The sequence below is a fragment of the Pontibacter lucknowensis genome (assembly GCF_900156415.1).
Taxonomy (GTDB): Bacteria; Bacteroidota; Bacteroidia; order Cytophagales; family Hymenobacteraceae; genus Pontibacter; species Pontibacter lucknowensis.
Genome location: NZ_FTNM01000001.1, coordinates 312,177 through 329,300, shown reverse-complemented (window position 1 = coordinate 329,300; position 17,124 = coordinate 312,177). Strand labels below are relative to the sequence as shown.

The window sequence follows — 17,124 nt, the reverse complement described above, 5'->3', positions numbered from 1 at the left end:
CCGATGTAATTTATGCTTGTTCTTCAGTAGACTCGCCTTCAGCAGCAGGTGCCTCAGGAGCTTCTTCAGCTTCAGCAGCAGGAGCGTTAGCAGCAGCCTTATCAGCCTCACGCTGACGGATAGCCTCTGCACGAGCTTCTTTCACTTTCGTTTCAGCATCAAGAGCAGCCTTACGCTTCGCCTCTTTCTCAGAGCCAAGTGTAGTACGCTTGCTTTCGATCTTAGCTTCTTTCTCTTTCTTCCACTCTTCGAAACGAGCATCAGCTGTTTCTTGCGTGATAGCGCCTTTCACAACACCGATCTGCAGGTGCTTCTTGTACAGAATACCTCTGTAAGAAAGCATCGCCTTTACAGTGTCAGTTGGCTGAGCACCGTTCATCAACCACTGGAACGCCTTCTCCTCGCTGAAATCGATAGAAGCAGGGTTAGTGTTTGGGTTGTAAGTACCCAGTTTCTCGATAAATTTACCATCACGTGGTGATCGAGCATCAGCTACTACGATATCGTAGATAGCGGCTTTTTTGCGGCCTCTGCGGGCCAGTCTGATTTTAACAGCCATTTTTTATATAAATAGTTAAGTCGGCGGAACCCGTCCGCCAGTTTTTAGAACCGCAAAGGTAGTGATTTTGTGCCGATTAATGCAAGATTTTTTGGGAAATGAATTTGTTGGAAGCCACCCTCAGGTATAAAGCGATAGCTGAACCTGCTCCTTTAGGGCTAAACTGCGCAGACGCTATACCTGTCAGGAATGCCTGTGTGGAAAGCGGATAATCCGTATCAGTTGACAATAGTGTGCCGGCTATACCTGTAGTGACAAAAAAAGCCCTCCGTTGGGGGAGGGCTTTCTTATATGATTAAGCGTTGGCTTTAGCTCTTGGAGGTCTAGCAGCTTTCACTTTCACTGGCTTCAACTTAATGATGCTCAGTTTGTCCAGCGTCCAGATCACTGGCCAGGTTGGATCCACTTCCCACCACTTTACGCCGAAGTTTACGCGGTTAGGCAGTTTGTGGTGGTTGTTCTGGAACAACTCACCGCCTGTTAGGAAGTCGAAGAAAAGCGAGTTGCGCGACTTGTCGTTGTTGTCGAAGTTCTGGTAGCCGTACTTGTGGCCGCTCCAGTTTACGATAGCACCGTGTACCGGGCCCATCAGGAAGTGGATCGGCAACAGCAGGAACATCCACCACTGTGTAGCGAAGGCAATGTAGAATAGCACATAAAATACCCCCCAGCCTATGCGCGAGAAATAGCTATCGCCTAGTTTCTCCAATGCTGGCCACAACGGATAGTCGCCGTCAAAACGGCGCTCCGGCTCCACGCGGTGGTTGAGTACGTCGTTGTAGATGTTTTTGGTCTTCCACATCATCGCGAATGCATTGTTGGAATAATGCGGCGAATGCGGATCACGCTCTGTATCAGAGAAGGCGTGATGCATGCGATGCAAAATAGCATAAGCACGTGGCGAAAGGAAAGAAGAGCCCTGTGCGATGTACGTCAGCAGGTAAAAGCCCTTTTCCCAGAACGGGTTCATGGTGAACATCTTGTGCGCTGCGTAGCGGTGCAGGAAAAACGTTTGCACGAATAAGGAAAGGTACCAGTGCAGTACGAAGAAAATAAGTATGGCCATTAAGCAATTAGTATGTTGAAGTGATTATTAACTGGTTCAGGTATAGTGGAGACCAATGCAGTCACCAAGCCTCCGCAAAATTACGATGTGATTCTATAGAAATAATAAAAACCGGTATAAAAGTTCAGAAAGATGATAAATATCAGTTTTGTTTAATGACTAATGAATAGTGACAAACGGTTTCCAGATAGGAGTCGCCGGCGGTGGGGCAGTAACTTTAATCATGGTTTTAAGTGTAGGGTGCTCAAATTGGAGGCTGCGGGCGTGCAGCGCGATGCTCTTGTCGGGTAGTGGTTTACTGGCGCCATACCTGAGGTCACCGACAATGGGGCAGTTCATAGAGGCCAACTGCACCCGGATTTGGTGAGGACGACCAGTAACGGGGTTCACCTCCAGCAGGTAGTTTTTGTCATGCTGTCCTATCAGGCGATAACTCAGTTCTGAGCGGAGGCCGCTTTTATTCTCACCCGCATAAGCCTTGGTCACGTTGCGGCTGCTGTCCTTGATGAGCCAGTGCACGAGCGTCTGCTCAGGTATAGCAGGCCGGTTGAGCACGACGGCCCAGTAAGTTTTTACGGTTTTTTTGCTCCGGAAGAGTTCGTTGAGGCGGGTGAGAGCTTTGGAGGTTTTGGCGAGCAGCACCACGCCACTCACTGGTCGGTCCAGCCGGTGCACCACACCGATGTATACATTGCCTGGCTTGTTGTACTTCTCTTTGATGTAGGCTTTCGCCAGGTCGGCTAGGCATTCGTCGCCTGTTTCATCACCATGCACCAGTAAGCCAGCCGGCTTGTTTACTACCAGCACATGGTTATCCTCAAAAAGAACATCTAAGGCCATAGGTATAGATCAGAGAAGGGACGTAAGCATGCCGCAGTAATTTAGCTTTAGTGAGGCCTTCTCAAGCGGTGATTGTAATTAATTGAAGCGAATGGTAAGGGAGTTTATACCTGAGCAATGTTACTCCAGGTATAACGCTCTTATTCTTAAACTCCCAAACTTTCTAATTCCTAAACTCTAATACGCTTCCTTCTCGTTCGGGAAGTCTTTGCTCTTCACATCTTTCACGTAATTCTGCACCGCGTCGGTCATGATAGTGTGCAGGTCGGCGTAGCGACGCAGGAAACGTGGCTTAAACTCCTTGTTGATGCCCAGCATGTCGTGCACCACGAGTACCTGTCCATCCACATGCGGACCGGCGCCTATACCTATGATTGGAATCTGCAGCTTTTCCGCTACACGTTTTGCCAGCTCCGAAGGAATTTTTTCCAGCACAATTGAGAAGCAGCCTAACTCCTGTAGTAGGAGCGCATCGTCGATGAGCTTTTGGGCTTCTGCTTCTTCTTTAGCCCGCACGGTGTAGGTGCCGAACTTGTAGATGGACTGTGGCGTCAGGCCCAGGTGGCCCATAACTGGCACACCAGCGCTCAGAATGCGGATGATTGATTCTTTTATCTCAGCACCGCCTTCCAGCTTAATGCCGTGTGCACCCGACTCCTTCATAATGCGGATAGTAGAGCGTAGCGCCTCCGAAGAATTGCCCTGGTAAGAGCCGAAGGGCAGGTCCACCACCACAAAAGCACGGTTCACACCACGTATCACCGAAGAGGCATGGTAGATCATCTGGTCCAATGTGATAGGGAGCGTGGTCTCATGCCCGGCCATTACATTGGAGGCAGAGTCACCAACGAGGAGCACATCAACGCCGGCAGCGTCCAGGATGGTGGCCATGGAATAGTCGTAAGCCGTGAGCATGGAGATTTTCTCACCGCGCTCTTTCATATTCTGCAGCTGGTGCGTGGTTACTTTTTTTACGTCGCTTTTATGAACAGACATAGGATGCTGGTTTGAGTTTGATCCAAAATTATAAAAATCAAAACAAAAACAGCCACCCGATTTGGCAAGTGGCTGTCACAGGGTTTATCGGTTGAAGCCAGACCTGTTCCGGGAGAGCTTCAGGTCGCGCAGCAGGGCAGATCGGGCGTTGATGGTCACATTGTAGCCGCGCATCAGACCAAATGGTCGCCAGCCGATGCTCATCTCCCAGCAGTGCAGGTCGCGGTATATGTCGATGCTGGCGTTAGAGATGTTCTGATTCGTAAAGTCATACCCCGCCATATAGCCGAATTTCCACTTGTCGGTCAGGTTCAGAGTGCCTTGCATACCGATGTTCTGTGTCAGGTTTGGCTCTGTCTGTGCACCGGTTGCCGGAGCATAGAAAATAGTATAGTCCAGGTTCAGCGTCCATGGAATGTTGAAGTCCACATAATCTGGCAGGAACTGATCGTTCGGGTTCAGCATACCGGGCAGGTTAGTGGGAGGGGGCACGTTGGTAGATCGTGCTGCCGGGTTGAAGTTCGCACGCACACTCAGGTTCGCATTGGTCAGTCTGGCCAGTTTAAAACCAGGTCCTTCCAGCATGTAGCGATCAATAGCACGGTCACCTGCCGGGTTGAGTTGGTAGGGACTGAAAGTAGACGTAAAGTTTACATCGAACACCTGGAACAGGCGCGTGTTCATGCTAACATTTATATTGGAGAGCCTCATAGAGTCGGCAGCCAGGTTATAGGAACCGCCTATGTTCAGGTTGTCGATCAGGCTTACCTTTTCAGACTTAGCCTCTGTGGAGTCACTGCGCGAGCGCACTTTCATCTCCACACGGTTGTTGATCTGCATACTCAGGCTGCTTTGCAAGCCCCCTGAAGGCACGTTGCCATTGAAGCGTGGCAGGGTCTGGAAAATGGGCTGGTTCGTCAGAGAGTCTATACCTACCTGGGTTGTTTGGGTGAAGCCGAAGCGGCTCTCGTCGCCGAAGTTAGGGCGGTAGCCATAGCTGATACTTGGAATCATGGTATGGCGGATGGCCTCTACCCGCTTACTCTTAGGGAACTGCACGGTACCGTACACCGTCGTGTTGAGGGAAGCACCGGCACCATACTCGTATACCCTGCCAAAGCTGGCCGTATCAATGCGCACCGCCTGCTGCTCGTCGTCATAGGTATAGGTCAATTTGTTGTCGAACCATGACTCACGGTAATTCACGTTTGGCGTCAGGTTGAAAAAGCGGAATATTTTATAGTTACCCAAACCGATCGTGAAGTTGTGATCGGCGCTTTTACGGCCATTCTTCCAGAGGCGGTCGAGGTTGTCGAAGTTTAGCGCAAAAGAAGTATCCCTGGCGGTACCATCAACAACAGGCAAATTGTTTAGCCTACGGGCTACTACCTGGTTCGATACCTCGTTGCGGGCCCGCACATTGTAGCCAAAGGTAAAGTTTTCATACCACTTGCCGGTGGGCACATTGTCCGAGAAGAGCTCATACAAGCTCATCTGCGTCATGGCAAAGTTAAGGTCAGGCAGCGTGAAGCGCATGATGGTAGGAGCCGGCCTGCCGTCTGCCGTAAAGCCACCGTTGTTCTGTCCCTGGCTCAGCGTAGCAGTGTAGCTGAAAGGCGTGTTCTGTATGTTTTTCTGGTAAGTGATCGTCGAGTTAAAGGTCGGAGTCAGGTAATTGTTTGCGTTGTTGTAGTTCACACGGTTGTGCTGGCTGCTACCGGCCCGCACATTGGCCGTAAAGCGTCCGCGACCTGGCTTCTGCACCGGGCTGTGCGACCAGGTAACAAACGCCGTTCGCTGGCTGGGCGGAAGACCACTCAGGCTGTTCGTAGAACGGTTCGGATCCGCAACATCAGCTTCGTCATTTTTAAAGTAGTCGTAACTGATGTTGAAATTGCCACGGTAGGAGTAGCGCTTGATGTAAGTATTATCAACCGTCACCTTGTACCCGCCGAGCGAGTAGATATCGCCAGTGATGCGGGTGCCGATGTAGTCGTTCAGGGCGAGGTAATAACCGCCATTGCTCAGGTAAAAGCCACGGGCACGTGATTCGCCGAAGGTCGGCATGATCACACCAGAGGAGCGCTTATTGCGCGGTGTCGGGAAGAGGCCGAACAAAAAGCCGAGCGGCGTAGGTATATCGGCGATCACGAGGTTAAAAGGACCTGACATGATCTTGTCGTTCGGTATAGCCTTGATCTTGCCGGCGCTGATGTAGAAGTGCGGATGCTCCAGGTTACAGGTAGTATACTTGTTGTGCAGACCGAAAATCTCGTTTGCCTCATTTTTTTTCACCACCTCGGAATGTATATACCCTTCGCCTTGTTGCGTTACTACTTCAGAGATCCGGCCTCGTCTGGTTTTGTAGTTGTAGGCGATACGCTTGGCTGCATAACTCTCTGCCCCGTCTCTAAATACCGGAGTACCAGTCTCCTGGCCTGTAGAGTCTACCAGGGTGGTAGCGGTCAGGGTGTTGAGGTCGTAGTCGATCTGGATGTAGGCAGCCGCCAGTTCCATGGTACCATAGTCAATTTTGGCATCCCCGTACAGGTGCACTACCTTACGGTCTACCTCAAAGAGGATGGAATCTCTGGCAGAATAATTGATTGTCGTCTCGATGTCGCCCTGTGGTGCGGGAACCACAAGCGAATCCTGAGGCGGCGAGATGTTGACAGTGTCTTTTGGCGTAGCTGTCGTGGTGGGGCGGCGCACCCGCTGACCCAGTACAGGCTGGGCAGAAAGTACGGCGAGCTGCACCAGCAGCAAAAAAATCAAAATGTAGCGCAACTTCTTCAGACTTCCCTAAAGTTTTATTTATTTTGTACAAAGTTATTGTTTTTAACTTTTAACTAACGAGCGTTGTGAGAAATATTGTTACTATTTCAGTTCTGGCCCTAAGTTTACTTCTACTCTCTTCCAGCAAGCTCGAATACCGTAAGGCATACAAGCTGCGCACGGTAGTAATCGATGCGGGTCATGGCGGCAAAGACATAGGCTGTAACGGCAAAGTTTCACATGAGGCTGATGTAGCCTTAAAGTTAGCGCTGCAGGTTGGAGCGTTAATTGAGAAGAACGTGCCTGACGTTAAAGTTGTTTACACCCGCAAGGATGATACCTTCGTGGAGTTGATCGACCGTGCCGGAATTGCAAACAAAAACAACGCGGACCTGTTCATCTCCATTCACCTGAATGCAGGGCCGCCTTCCGCTTTCGGTACCGAAACCTACACGATGGGCCTTCACACCACCAGTGGCAACCTGGCAGTAGCCAAGCGCGAGAATGCCGTAATCCTGCAGGAGGATGACTACAAGGAGAAATACGGTGGATTTGACCCGAACTCACCACAAAGCCACATCATGTTTGCCCTGCACCAAAGCGCATACATCGACAACAGTCTGCGCTTTGCTCAAAAGATCGAAAATGAATTCAAAAACCGGGTTGGTCGCACAAGCCGTGGCGTGAAGCAGGCGGGCTTCCTGGTGCTATGGAAGTCTTATATGCCGAGTGTGCTTATTGAGGCAGGTTTCCTCACAAATCCCGCCGAAGAAAAATTCCTTAACGATAAAACAGGTCAGACGTATATGGCATCAGGCATATACCGAGCCTTCAAAGAATACAAGCAAGAGCTGGAGGCCATGAACTAATGCAAAAAGCAAACTCACCTACGTGAAACTATCGAAAGAAATTAAAGTTGCCCTGCTAGGTATAGTGGCAATTCTGATACTGTATTTCGGGTATGACTTCCTGAAAGGATCCTCGATTTTCTCTAAATCCAACACCTTCCATGTGGTGTATGACAATGTAGATGGCCTGACAGCCTCGAATCCTGTTATTCTGAATGGCATACAGGTAGGGCAGGTTAAGGAAATGACGCTGCTCACTGATCGTGGTAACATGGTACGCGTAGATATTGAGGTGCGGAAGGATCTCCAGATCGGAGACTCCACCATTGCCAGCCTCGGCAACTCTGACCTTTTGGGTAGCAAAGCCATTACATTGCACCTGCGCAACAGCACCAAGATGTTTGATGGCGGTGAAGAACTGATCGCCTTCAAAGAAACCAGCATCGCCGACATGATCTCTTCTAAGTCGGTGCCGGTGATCGACAAAGTAGATACCACACTGGCCCGCGTTAACCGACTGCTGGACAGCGAAGCGAAGGGCAACATTCAGCAGATCCTGGCCAACTCCAACAAGACCACGGAGATGATCAACGACATTTTACGCGAAAACCAGCGCAATATCAATCAGATCACAGGCAACCTGAGTCAGCTTACCTCAGCGCTGAAGCAGACACAAAAGAACATCGACCGGCTTGCGTTAAACATGACTGAGATCACGGATACGCTCAAGCAGGTGGAGATCAAGAAACTGGTGCGCGATGCCAACTCAGCTGTGAACGAGCTGGAAACAACTATCGCCAAACTCAATTCAAACCAAGGCTCATTGGGCCGCCTGATGAACGACGAGGAGCTGTATCAGAACATGAACCGCTCCACAGAAGCCCTCAACCTGTTGCTGCGTGATATACAGGCATACCCGAAGCGCTATGTGCAGTTCTCACTCATTGGCCGCAAAGACAGGTATAAGGTGGATGCCACGGGCCGTGTGATCACACTGGAGGAGGTGAAGGAAATGCAGGACGCCAACCCGGATGAGTTTCGTCGCCCTGCGCCTGACACGGTTAAAGTAGCGCCTGCCGATACCACAAAAAGGCAATAGTGCATCTTATAAAAATTGTATATTTGTGAAATCCGCCCTTAAAGCGGATTTTTCATTGTAAGTAGTCCCCTTATTTATAATAACCCTTTCATGGATATCGAATTCAATAAGAACGAAGACTCTCTCAAGCAGCTGAGTTTCCAGCTGAAAAGCAAACTGAAGAAAGTACACCTGGGCGGCGGCGAGAAGCGCATCGCAAAAGAGCATGCCAAAGGTAAAATGACAGCCCGCGAACGCATCGACTACCTGCTCGACGAAGGAACGGAGTTCCTGGAAGTAGGCGCCTTTGCCGGCGAAGGCATGTATCAGGAGGTAGGTGGCTGCCCGAGCGGCGGCGTAGTGACAGGTATAGGCTACATCAAAGGCCGCCAGTGTGTGGTAGTGGCCAACGACGCCACCGTGAAAGCTGGTGCCTGGTTCCCGATCACGGCCAAGAAAAACCTGCGGGCGCAGGAAATCTCCATTGAGAACAAACTGCCGATCGTATACCTGGTGGACAGTGCCGGTGTATTCCTGCCGATGCAGGACGAGATCTTCCCGGACAAAGAACACTTTGGGCGTATGTTCCGCAACAATGCCGTGATGAGCTCAATGGGTATTGTGCAGATTGCTGCGATCATGGGTAGCTGCGTGGCCGGAGGGGCCTACCTGCCGATCATGAGCGACGAGGCCCTGATCGTAGAGGGTACGGGCTCTGTGTTCCTGGGCGGCTCATACCTGGTAAAGTCTGCTATCGGCGAGACCATTGACAACGAAACGCTGGGCGGTGCTTCTACGCACTGCGAGATTTCGGGTGTAACCGACTATAAGTGTAAAGACGACAAAGAGGCGCTGGATCATATCCGCACCATCTTCGATAAAATGGGTGATAACCCGAAAGCTGGTTTCAGTCGCGTAGAGCCTGCTGCTCCGAAGCTGGATGAGAAAGAAATCTATGGCATGCTGCCAGCCGACCGTACCAAGCCTTACGACATGATGGACATCATCAACCGTTTGGTAGACAACTCAGAATTTGAGCCTTACAAAGAGCTGTATGGTCAGTCCCTGATCTGCGGACTGGGCCGGATCGATGGTTGGGCGGTAGGCATCGTGGCCAATCAGCGCAAGATCGTGAAGAGCAAAAAAGGAGAGATGCAGATGGGGGGTGTGATCTACTCTGACTCTGCAGACAAGGCGGCCCGCTTTATCATGAACTGTAACCAGAAGAAAATTCCGCTGGTGTTCCTGCACGACGTGTCAGGCTTTATGGTAGGCAGCAAGGCTGAGCATGGTGGCATTATTAAAGACGGTGCCAAAATGGTAAATGCCATGGCCAATTCCGTAGTGCCTAAGTTTACGATCATCCTGGGCAACAGCTACGGAGCTGGCAACTACGCCATGTGCGGCAAAGCTTACGACCCACGTCTGATCTACGCCTGGCCATCGGCCCAGCTTGCGGTAATGAGCGGTGCGGCAGCGGCCAATACCCTGCTGCAGATCCAGGTTTCTGCCCTGAAAGCAAAAGGAGAGGAGATTACGCCGGAGGCCGAGAAAGAGTTACTGGAGCGCATCACGGCCAAGTATAACGAAGAACTGTCGCCGTACTACGCCGCAGCCCGCCTATGGATAGATGGTATTATCGACCCGCTGGAGACCCGTAAAGTCATCTCCATGGGTATAGAAGCAGCCAACCATGCGCCAATCGAGAAGCCTTATAACGTAGGCGTAATCCAGACATGATCTTCTTGATGCTCAAATAAAGTTTCAGATTTGACATCTGAAACTTACGGTTTAGAGTACAATAATGAATATTTTATTACCTGATTAAGTTTAAGTATTTCTGTGACAAAGAAGGAGATAAAGGCGCTGATCTCGCTGTTGGATGATATAGATTATGAGGTCGCGTCGCATGTAGAGCAGAAGATTGTGTCGTTGGGCGAAAGCATTATTCCCTTTCTGGAAGAGGAATGGGAGGAAACCCTGAACTCGGACCTGCAGAAGAGAATTGAGGATCTGATCCATAATTTGCAATTCGATGGCCTTTTGCAGCGCCTCAAGGACTGGAAAGAGCATGGAGGACTGGACCTGGTCGAGGGCATGTGGCTGGTGAATACCTACCTGTATCCAGATGTGGAGCTGGCAACGCTGTTAAAAGCGCTGGACCAGCTGTACTTCGACGCCTGGACGAACATGAAGGAGAATATGCACCCTTATGACCAGGTGAAGTCGCTGAACAACTCACTGTTCCGCGAAAAGAAGTTCTCGGCCAATACCAAGAATTTCCATTCCCCATCCAACTCCATGATGCATCTGGCACTGGAAACGAGGCGAGGCAATCCGCTCACGCTTTGTGTCATCTACATGACCATTGCGCAGCGACTGGGGATGCCAGTATACGGTGTAAATCTGCCGAACCTCTTCATCCTGACTTACAAACTGGGTGATGTGCAGTTTTATATCAACGTGTACAACAAGGGCCTCATGCTTTCCAAAGCTGATATCGATAACTACATCGTGCAGCTCAACCTGAACCCAGTGGATATTTTTTACGAGCCTTGCTCCAACATCGAGATCGTAAAGCGGGCGTTGCGCAACCTGGCATTCTCGTTTGAGAAGACCAACGATCTGGAAAAGGCTACTGAAGTCACTAAACTGCTAACAGCTATTACAGACGATGACCCGACGATTTAGTGCTTAGCAATTGCTTGGTCCGGCACAGTGCCTTGGATACATACAGTCATAAAACAAAAGGGCCGATTCTTAACGGAATCGGCCCTTTTGTTTTGTTTACTTAGGCATATTGAGTAAGAGGTCTGTTATACCTGAGTTTATATGTGTAATGTCAGAATGAGCATTATAAACGGCAATCAGTCTGCTTAATAGCGCTTGATCATACAACCGGTCGCACGCTTGTCAGAGGTGCTCACGTTTTTGTTAGCCAGTACTTCGTCAATCACGGTTTTGAGGTAATTGTTACGCACGCCGCTCTCTACCTGCGGACTATCATCAATCGCGCCTTTGTACTTCAGCACAAAGTCACTGCCTGTGTTATGCAGCACGAATACCTCAGGCGTTTTAGTCGCGCCAAACTTTTGGCTGATGCGCTGGCCTTCGTCCGCCAGGTATGGGAAGCTGTAATTCTTGGCCGCCAGGTCCTGTCTGGTATCGCTGCCTTCGCCCGCGCCTACACCTGGGTTAATAAATATAAACTGCACACCACGGGCCGCATAGGTGCTCGAAAGCGTCACCAAACGATTTTCGTAGAGCTTAGCATACGGGCATTGGTTGTCCGTGAATACGACTACTACCGTTTTGCTATTCGCAAAATCACTGAGCGAAACAGCATTGCCCTGCCCGTCCTTGAGGGAGAAGTCAGCCACTTTGCTGCCCAGCTGGTAGCTGCCCTGCGCAAATACACTGGCCGTGACCAGGAACGCTACGACAAAAGAAGCCAGATATTTCATGTTTGTTTGTTTAGGTGAGTATAAGTTGGATCATCGATCTACACTATAAGTGAGTACGTGATTGTGAAGCACTTCGTGATGGATCTGGTACAATTTAGAAAAATTATCGGTAATTACGTGCCCCTGCAATAAGTTGTTTTCAGGGCCATGAGACGGCTCCACCAAGAGGTTCTCCTTAAAAATAAGCTGTTTTTGACTGTACATCTTGTACAAAGTTTCTTTAGCGCTCCAGTACAAACAAGTCTGCTGCTCATCAGCAGCGGTAAAAACCTTTTCCTGCTCAGTCAGAAACTTGTCGGCCACCCGCAGCGCCTTTGCACTTACCTGTTCAATATCTATGCCAACATCATATTTTTCGGATAGAATGACGGCCGCCAGACGGGGGGAGTGTGTGATGGAAAGCTGGAACGGAGCTCCTGCGAACACCGGTTTGCCCGTAGCGTCGCGCAGCAAAGGCAGCGGCTCGCTGGTGAACTGCTGCAGCAACTGGTAAGCCAACGCACGACTCGCCAGCCATTCGCGCTGCCGCCTCGGGTGTGCCTGACTCAGGTTCTCGTCAGGTATAAGGTGGGCCGGCAACAGAGGGCGCAGAGCCTCCGGGGCTTCGTCGAGAAGCCACACACCCAGTAAGGTATGGGCGTCAAGTTCGCGGGTCTGGAGCAGCGGCATAGCGGTAATTTTTGGTCAGCAACGAAAGGGTTCGCTGCAATTGTTGTAAATTTAGCTAAAATTAAGCGTAACAGATAGAAGAGATGGCCAGCAAGATACAAGTACAGAAAGTAGCCACCCTGACAGGTCACCGCGATTGTGTGTATACCCTGGAGGGCGGTGCTGCGCCTGCCACCGTTTATTCGGCAGGCAGCGACGGTATGGTGGCTGCCTGGGACCTGAACAAACCCGAAAACGGTGAACTGATAGCAAAGGTCACTACCTCGGTATATGCCCTGCGGTTTGTACCGGAGCGAGACCTCCTCCTGATCGGGCAGAACCTCGAAGGTCTGCAGGTGATCGATCTGAAAAGCAAAGCCATCCATAAATCGGTGGCTCTGCCCAAGGTGCCTATTTTCGACATCGCTTACGTGCCCGAAACAGGACAGATATACGTAGCGCTGGGCAACGGAGGTATAGCCGTGATCGGGGCTGATGACTTTGAACTACGCAGTATGGTGCGCAAATCAGATCAGAGCGTGCGCTGCCTTGCTTACAACAAAACCACTAACGAACTGGCGGCTGGATATAGCGACAACATGGTACGGATATTCGATGCAGGCAGCATAGAGCTGAAATACGAGTTGCCTTCGCATACCAACTCCGTGTTTACGGTCGTTTACTCACCAGACGGCACGCTATTGCTCACATCGGGGCGCGATGCGCACCTGCGGGTATGGCAGGTACAGGAAAAATACAAGGAGCGCGGCTATGTGATCGCACACATGTATACCGTCAATCATATAACCTACAGCCCTGACGGGCGCTATTTCGCCACCTGCAGCATGGATAAGTCCATAAAAGTATGGGACGCGCAGACCTTCAAGCTGCTCAAGGTTATTGATAAAGTCCGAAATGCGAGCCACGGTACCTCCGTCAACAAATTATTTTGGTCGGCTCATCAGAATCAGTTAGTTTCGTGTAGTGATGACCGCACCATTTCGGTGTGGGATATAAAATTCAGTTTGGATCATGAAGATTACACCCTTAGAAATCAGACAAAAAACATTTGAGAAGGCATTTAGAGGGCTTGACAAGGACGAAGTAAATGCTTTTTTGCTGACCTTATCGCAGCAGTGGGAAAAACTGCTCGATGAGAACAAAGACCTTCGCAACAAGCTGGAGGCGGCTCACCGCGAGACGCAGAAGCTGCGCGAGGTGGAATCTTCTTTATACAAAACACTGAAAACGGCTGAAGACACCGGCAATTCTATTCTGGAGCAGGCGAACAAGTCGTCGGAGCTTAAGATCCGGGAGGCACAGCTGCAAGCTGATCAGCTTTTGAACACTGCCCGCAACCAGGCCCGCATGGTGTTGGAGGACAGCAAGAAACAAGCTGAGCAAATGGTGAGCGAGATGCAGCAGGAAGTGAAAGCCCTGGAGCAGGATTATCAGCGCATGGAGTCTTACCTGGAGAGCATGGTGCGTGATCTGCGCAATCTGGCCAATGAGGCGTTGGAAAAAGCTGAAAAAACAAAGTCAAAACCTAAAGCCAGTACAGCCAGTATTCTTTCAAGAGCGGCGGAACTTCGGGTAGAACAGCCCGAGCTGCTGCGTAACCTGAAAGATATGGAAACAACGACAAACAGACCTATACAGCTGCCTGAGGCCACAGCCACAGCGGTTAGCAATACACCTGCCATTACGAGCAACAATGGTTATGAGCCATTTGGCGATCCGGCACCGGACGTAACACAGCCGCACCCGGAAATACCAAATCCGGTTACTCCTGTGCCAGACGTGCCATCTCCGGAGATCGAACCGCCAAAGCCAGACTACCCGGGTACTATACCTGGTCCCGAAATTGAGCAACCTATACCTGAAATACAGCCTGTAAAACCTGATCAGCCAGAGATTCAGCCGCCCATGACGGAACCTTCGCGCAATAGCCTGGCTGACTGGGCACAGAGCCGCCAGCCGAAACCAGCAGGTTCTTTCTTTGACGAGATAGGTTAGTCAGAAGCTAATGGGACAGATTGCATTGGAAGGGATGGAGTTCTTCGCCTTCCACGGTTTTTATGACGAGGAGCAGAAGATCGGCAACAAGTACGGTATTGATCTGTTCATTGAAACCGATCTCAGACGCGCCGCCGAAAGCGACGACCTGGGAGAGACAGTGAATTACGAAGTGCTGTACGCACTGGCGCTGGAAGAAATGAAAGTCCCGGCCCGCCTGCTGGAGCACCTAGGGCACCGGATCATCGACAAGATCTACGAGCGGTTTCCGTTCGTGCAGTCCGTCAAAATAAATGTGTACAAGTTTAACCCTCCGCTGGGGGGAATTTGCAAGTGGGCCAAAGTTACTTTGGAAGAGGCCCGATAAATTTACTTATTGATGAAAAGCAGCCGGTACAGCAATGTGTCGGCTGTTTTTTTTGTGATACTGTCCCGATTTTAGAAAGGGTGGAATCATACTAGCTTCAGCAACTCTGAAGCCGCTGCAAAAGCCGACTTTTTGCCTGCCTTTACCTGATCGGCTATACCTGGCAGTTGGTCCTTCACCTGCTGATGCGCATAGAAGTTATCCTCCAGTCCTTGTCGTATGGCTTCATACATCCACTGCAGGTTCTGGTCGTGGCGCTTCTTCTCAAAAAAGCCGTTGTGCTGGGTCAGCTCCAGATACTCGGTTATGGTTTGCCAGATGGTATCGAGGCCGGTTTGTTCCATTGCCGAACACACAGACACTTTAGGCAACCAGCCAGAGGCAGCCATAGGGTATAGATGCAGCGCGTTCTGGTACTCGGCACGGGCAGCTTTGGCTTTCATGGCATTCTCGCCGTCGGCTTTGGTGATGGCAATGGCATCGGCCATTTCCATGATGCCCCGCTTTATACCTTGCAATTCGTCGCCGGCACCCGCAAGCATGAGTAGCAAAAAGAAATCAACCATGGCATGCACCGCCGTCTCAGACTGGCCTACTCCCACCGTCTCCACAATGATAGCGTCAAAACCGGCCGCTTCGCAAAGGATGATCGATTCGCGGGTGCTGCGGGTCACGCCGCCGAGCGACTTGCCGGCTGGGGAAGGGCGGATAAAGGCCTGGGGATTTACAGAGAGCAACTCCATGCGTGTCTTGTCACCGAGTATGCTGCCGCCTGTGCGCTGTGAGGTCGGATCAATGGCAAGCACGGCCAGTTTTTTGCCCTGCTCCTGGATCAGGTGATTGCCAAAGGCTTCAATAAATGTGCTCTTGCCCACACCCGGCACACCGGTTATACCTATGCGCACAGACTTGCCGGCATGCGGCAGCACCTGGTTGATGACATCCTGCGCCAGTTCCAGGTCAGAGGCTAGCCGGCTCTCCACCAGCGTGATGGCGCGACTCAGCATGACACGATCACCGGCCAGGATGCCCTCTACATACTTTTCAGCACTGAAACGTTTTGCCAAGGCGGTATAGTGTTAGGTATAGAATCGATTGTATTACAAATTTAGAATTTATGCGTTACGGAGCCAGCTATTTGTAGGAAACAAAAAAAGCCGGACAAACTGCCCGGCTCCGTGAATCAATATTTTATACCTTATCTCACATTAGCAGACCTGCCAGCACCAGACCGTATACCTTGTGGGAAGTTTGGCAGGCCCAGGTCGCTTTTGCGCCCGCCGAGGTGTAGCCCCATGTCTACATAGCCGCTCTCTTTGCCTAATGCGTTTGGCTTATTAATCACGCCAAGATGAATATTGTCCTGACGGGCCACATACATTCTGCCATCCGGCCCAAGCTGGAGTGCACCTATGCGTGGGCTTCCGGAAGTACCCACAACCACGGCTGATTTGGCAATGGCGGCTTCGTCACCTGCCTGTAAGTCGAATTGGATGATCTGTGCTTTTCCACCTCCTTTGCCGTTAGCGGTGCCGTACAACTTCGTGCCATCCGGAGAGAAACACACGCCATAGGCTTCTTCGTAGCCTTTTAACAGGATAGGGTCAGATACCTCGCCGGTGCTGCGGTCAAAACGGAGCACCTCAAAATTGCTATCGCTATCCCACAGAGCCGCTGCCAGTCTGGTTCCATCTGGCGAAGGCACTAAATAACCAATCGCTTTCCGGTGAGCCCCGCCATGTACGGTACCTACGTTGGTCATTATTGGTTCCATGTTCACACCATCAGCCGTCACCAGATAGGCCATGTAGGCATTGCTGTTCCAGCGGTGCGCAATCACCCACCAGTCGCGGTTGTTGCTGTGGCGTATGGCGGTGAGTTTCTCCGTAGCCGGTGCGATCATGAACACGTTGCGGGCGGTTATCGCGCCGTTGCCCTCGTCTTTGTTCATGTTCACGATGCTGTAGCGCAAGCCATTGGACTGCGCCTGTATATCGGTCGTAAAAATGTAGAAGACGCTGTCAGAGGAAGGCTTGGGTATGATCAGGGCAGATTGGGTGGAAGACTTCATGCCCATCAGGCCGTTGCCGTTTGGCATCACGCGGTGGTGCTTGTTCCAGACGGTAATGCCGTTGGTATAGAGCAGCAGGTTGCCGTCTTTGTCAGAGATGGAGGCGCTGCCTTCTTCGGTGTGCAGCCTGCTGGAGGCAACTGCCGTTACGCTGTCGCCTCTAAAAACCAATCCGGCTCCTTTGCCGAAGTACCAGTTGGCTGTTTCACCCTGCGCAAAAGCTGTAAAAGTGCTCAGTAGCAGAGTGGTAGCTATAAGGATATGTTTAAATTGGATCATAAGCGATTTTATAGATATAACGCTCCTGTTGCAAACTGAGTGCCAGTTTCCGGATCAATTTGCAAATCAGGTATAGCAGGTGCCAGCCATACCTGATTTGCAAAACACTACACTTAT

16 protein-coding genes are annotated in these 17,124 nt (G+C 50.8%); 7 read left to right on the top strand and 9 right to left on the bottom strand.

The window, feature by feature from the left end; genetic code table 11:
• Nucleotides 1-10: 10 nt before the first annotated feature.
• The 5 genes from BW972_RS01425 to BW972_RS01405 form a co-directional block, all read right to left on the bottom strand.
• Nucleotides 11-559: a 30S ribosomal protein S16 gene (locus BW972_RS01425; protein WP_076420591.1), complete on the bottom strand. Its 549-nt coding sequence runs from the start codon at nt 557-559 to the stop codon at nt 11-13.
• Nucleotides 560-854: 295 nt separating this feature from the next.
• Nucleotides 855-1,625 (bottom strand): acyl-CoA desaturase, encoded by a 771-nt coding sequence (locus BW972_RS01420; protein ID WP_076420589.1) that lies wholly within the window; start codon nt 1,623-1,625, stop codon nt 855-857.
• Nucleotides 1,626-1,784: 159 nt separating this feature from the next.
• Nucleotides 1,785-2,465: an RluA family pseudouridine synthase gene (locus tag BW972_RS01415; protein ID WP_076420587.1), complete on the bottom strand. Its 681-nt coding sequence runs from the start codon at nt 2,463-2,465 to the stop codon at nt 1,785-1,787.
• A gap of 177 nt (nt 2,466-2,642) precedes the next feature.
• Nucleotides 2,643-3,461 (bottom strand): 3-methyl-2-oxobutanoate hydroxymethyltransferase, encoded by an 819-nt coding sequence (gene panB / locus BW972_RS01410; RefSeq protein ID WP_076420585.1) that lies wholly within the window; start codon nt 3,459-3,461, stop codon nt 2,643-2,645.
• An 84-nt stretch (nt 3,462-3,545) separates the two neighbouring features.
• The gene (locus tag BW972_RS01405) at nt 3,546-6,236 is read right to left on the bottom strand and encodes a putative LPS assembly protein LptD (protein ID WP_143731797.1); all 2,691 of its coding nucleotides are present in this window, start codon (nt 6,234-6,236) and stop codon (nt 3,546-3,548) included.
• An 86-nt stretch (nt 6,237-6,322) separates the two neighbouring features.
• Here BW972_RS01405 and BW972_RS01400 point away from each other — a divergent pair, with 86 nt between their 5' ends.
• The 4 genes from BW972_RS01400 (at nt 6,323) to BW972_RS01385 (ending at nt 10,853) form a co-directional block, all read left to right on the top strand.
• Nucleotides 6,323-7,105 carry an N-acetylmuramoyl-L-alanine amidase family protein gene (locus BW972_RS01400; protein WP_076420581.1) on the top strand — a complete coding sequence of 261 codons (783 nt, stop codon included), beginning with the start codon at nt 6,323-6,325 and terminating at the stop codon, nt 7,103-7,105.
• A 22-nt stretch (nt 7,106-7,127) separates the two neighbouring features.
• Nucleotides 7,128-8,183: an MlaD family protein gene (locus BW972_RS01395; RefSeq protein WP_007657460.1), complete on the top strand. Its 1,056-nt coding sequence runs from the start codon at nt 7,128-7,130 to the stop codon at nt 8,181-8,183.
• A gap of 90 nt (nt 8,184-8,273) precedes the next feature.
• The gene (locus BW972_RS01390; protein ID WP_007657462.1) at nt 8,274-9,902 is read left to right on the top strand and encodes an acyl-CoA carboxylase subunit beta; all 1,629 of its coding nucleotides are present in this window, start codon (nt 8,274-8,276) and stop codon (nt 9,900-9,902) included.
• Between the two features lie 102 nt (nt 9,903-10,004).
• Nucleotides 10,005-10,853 carry a transglutaminase-like domain-containing protein gene (locus tag BW972_RS01385; protein ID WP_007657463.1) on the top strand — a complete coding sequence of 283 codons (849 nt, stop codon included), beginning with the start codon at nt 10,005-10,007 and terminating at the stop codon, nt 10,851-10,853.
• A 185-nt stretch (nt 10,854-11,038) separates the two neighbouring features.
• On the opposite strand, the gene BW972_RS01380 is transcribed toward BW972_RS01385, so the two are convergent.
• Together BW972_RS01380 and BW972_RS01375 are read right to left on the bottom strand one after the other, a co-directional pair.
• Nucleotides 11,039-11,626 (bottom strand): thioredoxin family protein, encoded by a 588-nt coding sequence (locus BW972_RS01380; protein ID WP_007657464.1) that lies wholly within the window; start codon nt 11,624-11,626, stop codon nt 11,039-11,041.
• Between the two features lie 30 nt (nt 11,627-11,656).
• Nucleotides 11,657-12,295, bottom strand: a complete 639-nt coding sequence (locus BW972_RS01375) for a 4'-phosphopantetheinyl transferase superfamily protein (protein ID WP_007657465.1) — start codon at nt 12,293-12,295, stop codon at nt 11,657-11,659.
• 83 nt (nt 12,296-12,378) lie between these two features.
• On the opposite strand from BW972_RS01375, the gene BW972_RS01370 reads away from it, so the two are divergent.
• Genes BW972_RS01370 through folB form a run of 3 tightly spaced genes read left to right on the top strand, consistent with a single transcriptional unit; the run spans nt 12,379 to nt 14,657 of the window.
• Nucleotides 12,379-13,347 carry a WD40 repeat domain-containing protein gene (locus BW972_RS01370; RefSeq protein ID WP_076420580.1) on the top strand — a complete coding sequence of 323 codons (969 nt, stop codon included), beginning with the start codon at nt 12,379-12,381 and terminating at the stop codon, nt 13,345-13,347.
• Complete coding sequence (locus tag BW972_RS01365; protein ID WP_076420578.1) at nt 13,307-14,290, top strand: DivIVA domain-containing protein; 984 nt, start codon at nt 13,307-13,309, stop codon at nt 14,288-14,290. Before BW972_RS01370 ends, BW972_RS01365 begins: the two co-directional genes overlap by 41 nt.
• Before the next feature lie 10 nt (nt 14,291-14,300).
• Complete coding sequence (folB, locus tag BW972_RS01360) at nt 14,301-14,657, top strand: dihydroneopterin aldolase (protein WP_040574257.1); 357 nt, start codon at nt 14,301-14,303, stop codon at nt 14,655-14,657.
• Nucleotides 14,658-14,743: 86 nt separating this feature from the next.
• Here folB and meaB read toward each other — a convergent pair whose 3' ends face one another.
• Both meaB and BW972_RS01350 read right to left on the bottom strand, forming a co-directional pair.
• Nucleotides 14,744-15,724: a methylmalonyl Co-A mutase-associated GTPase MeaB gene (meaB, locus tag BW972_RS01355; protein WP_076420576.1), complete on the bottom strand. Its 981-nt coding sequence runs from the start codon at nt 15,722-15,724 to the stop codon at nt 14,744-14,746.
• A 131-nt stretch (nt 15,725-15,855) separates the two neighbouring features.
• Nucleotides 15,856-17,007, bottom strand: a complete 1,152-nt coding sequence (locus BW972_RS01350; RefSeq protein ID WP_076420573.1) for a TolB-like translocation protein — start codon at nt 17,005-17,007, stop codon at nt 15,856-15,858.
• Between the last annotated feature and the right edge of the window lie 117 nt (nt 17,008-17,124).

Bases quoted from the DNA above. Each gene is read 5' to 3' on its own strand.
- BW972_RS01425 (WP_076420591.1), bottom strand. From the start codon at position 559: ATGGCTGTTAAAATCAGACTGGCCCGCAGAGGCCGCAAAAAAGCCGCT.
- BW972_RS01420 (WP_076420589.1), bottom strand. From the start codon at position 1,625: ATGGCCATACTTATTTTCTTCGTACTGCACTGGTACCTTTCCTTATTC.
- BW972_RS01415 (WP_076420587.1), bottom strand. From the start codon at position 2,465: ATGGCCTTAGATGTTCTTTTTGAGGATAACCATGTGCTGGTAGTAAAC.
- panB (WP_076420585.1), bottom strand. From the start codon at position 3,461: ATGTCTGTTCATAAAAGCGACGTAAAAAAAGTAACCACGCACCAGCTG.
- BW972_RS01390 (WP_007657462.1), top strand. From the start codon at position 8,274: ATGGATATCGAATTCAATAAGAACGAAGACTCTCTCAAGCAGCTGAGT.
- BW972_RS01380 (WP_007657464.1), bottom strand. From the start codon at position 11,626: ATGAAATATCTGGCTTCTTTTGTCGTAGCGTTCCTGGTCACGGCCAGT.
- BW972_RS01375 (WP_007657465.1), bottom strand. From the start codon at position 12,295: ATGCCGCTGCTCCAGACCCGCGAACTTGACGCCCATACCTTACTGGGT.
- BW972_RS01370 (WP_076420580.1), top strand. From the start codon at position 12,379: ATGGCCAGCAAGATACAAGTACAGAAAGTAGCCACCCTGACAGGTCAC.
- BW972_RS01365 (WP_076420578.1), top strand. From the start codon at position 13,307: ATGAAGATTACACCCTTAGAAATCAGACAAAAAACATTTGAGAAGGCA.
- folB (WP_040574257.1), top strand. From the start codon at position 14,301: ATGGGACAGATTGCATTGGAAGGGATGGAGTTCTTCGCCTTCCACGGT.
- BW972_RS01350 (WP_076420573.1), bottom strand. From the start codon at position 17,007: ATGATCCAATTTAAACATATCCTTATAGCTACCACTCTGCTACTGAGC.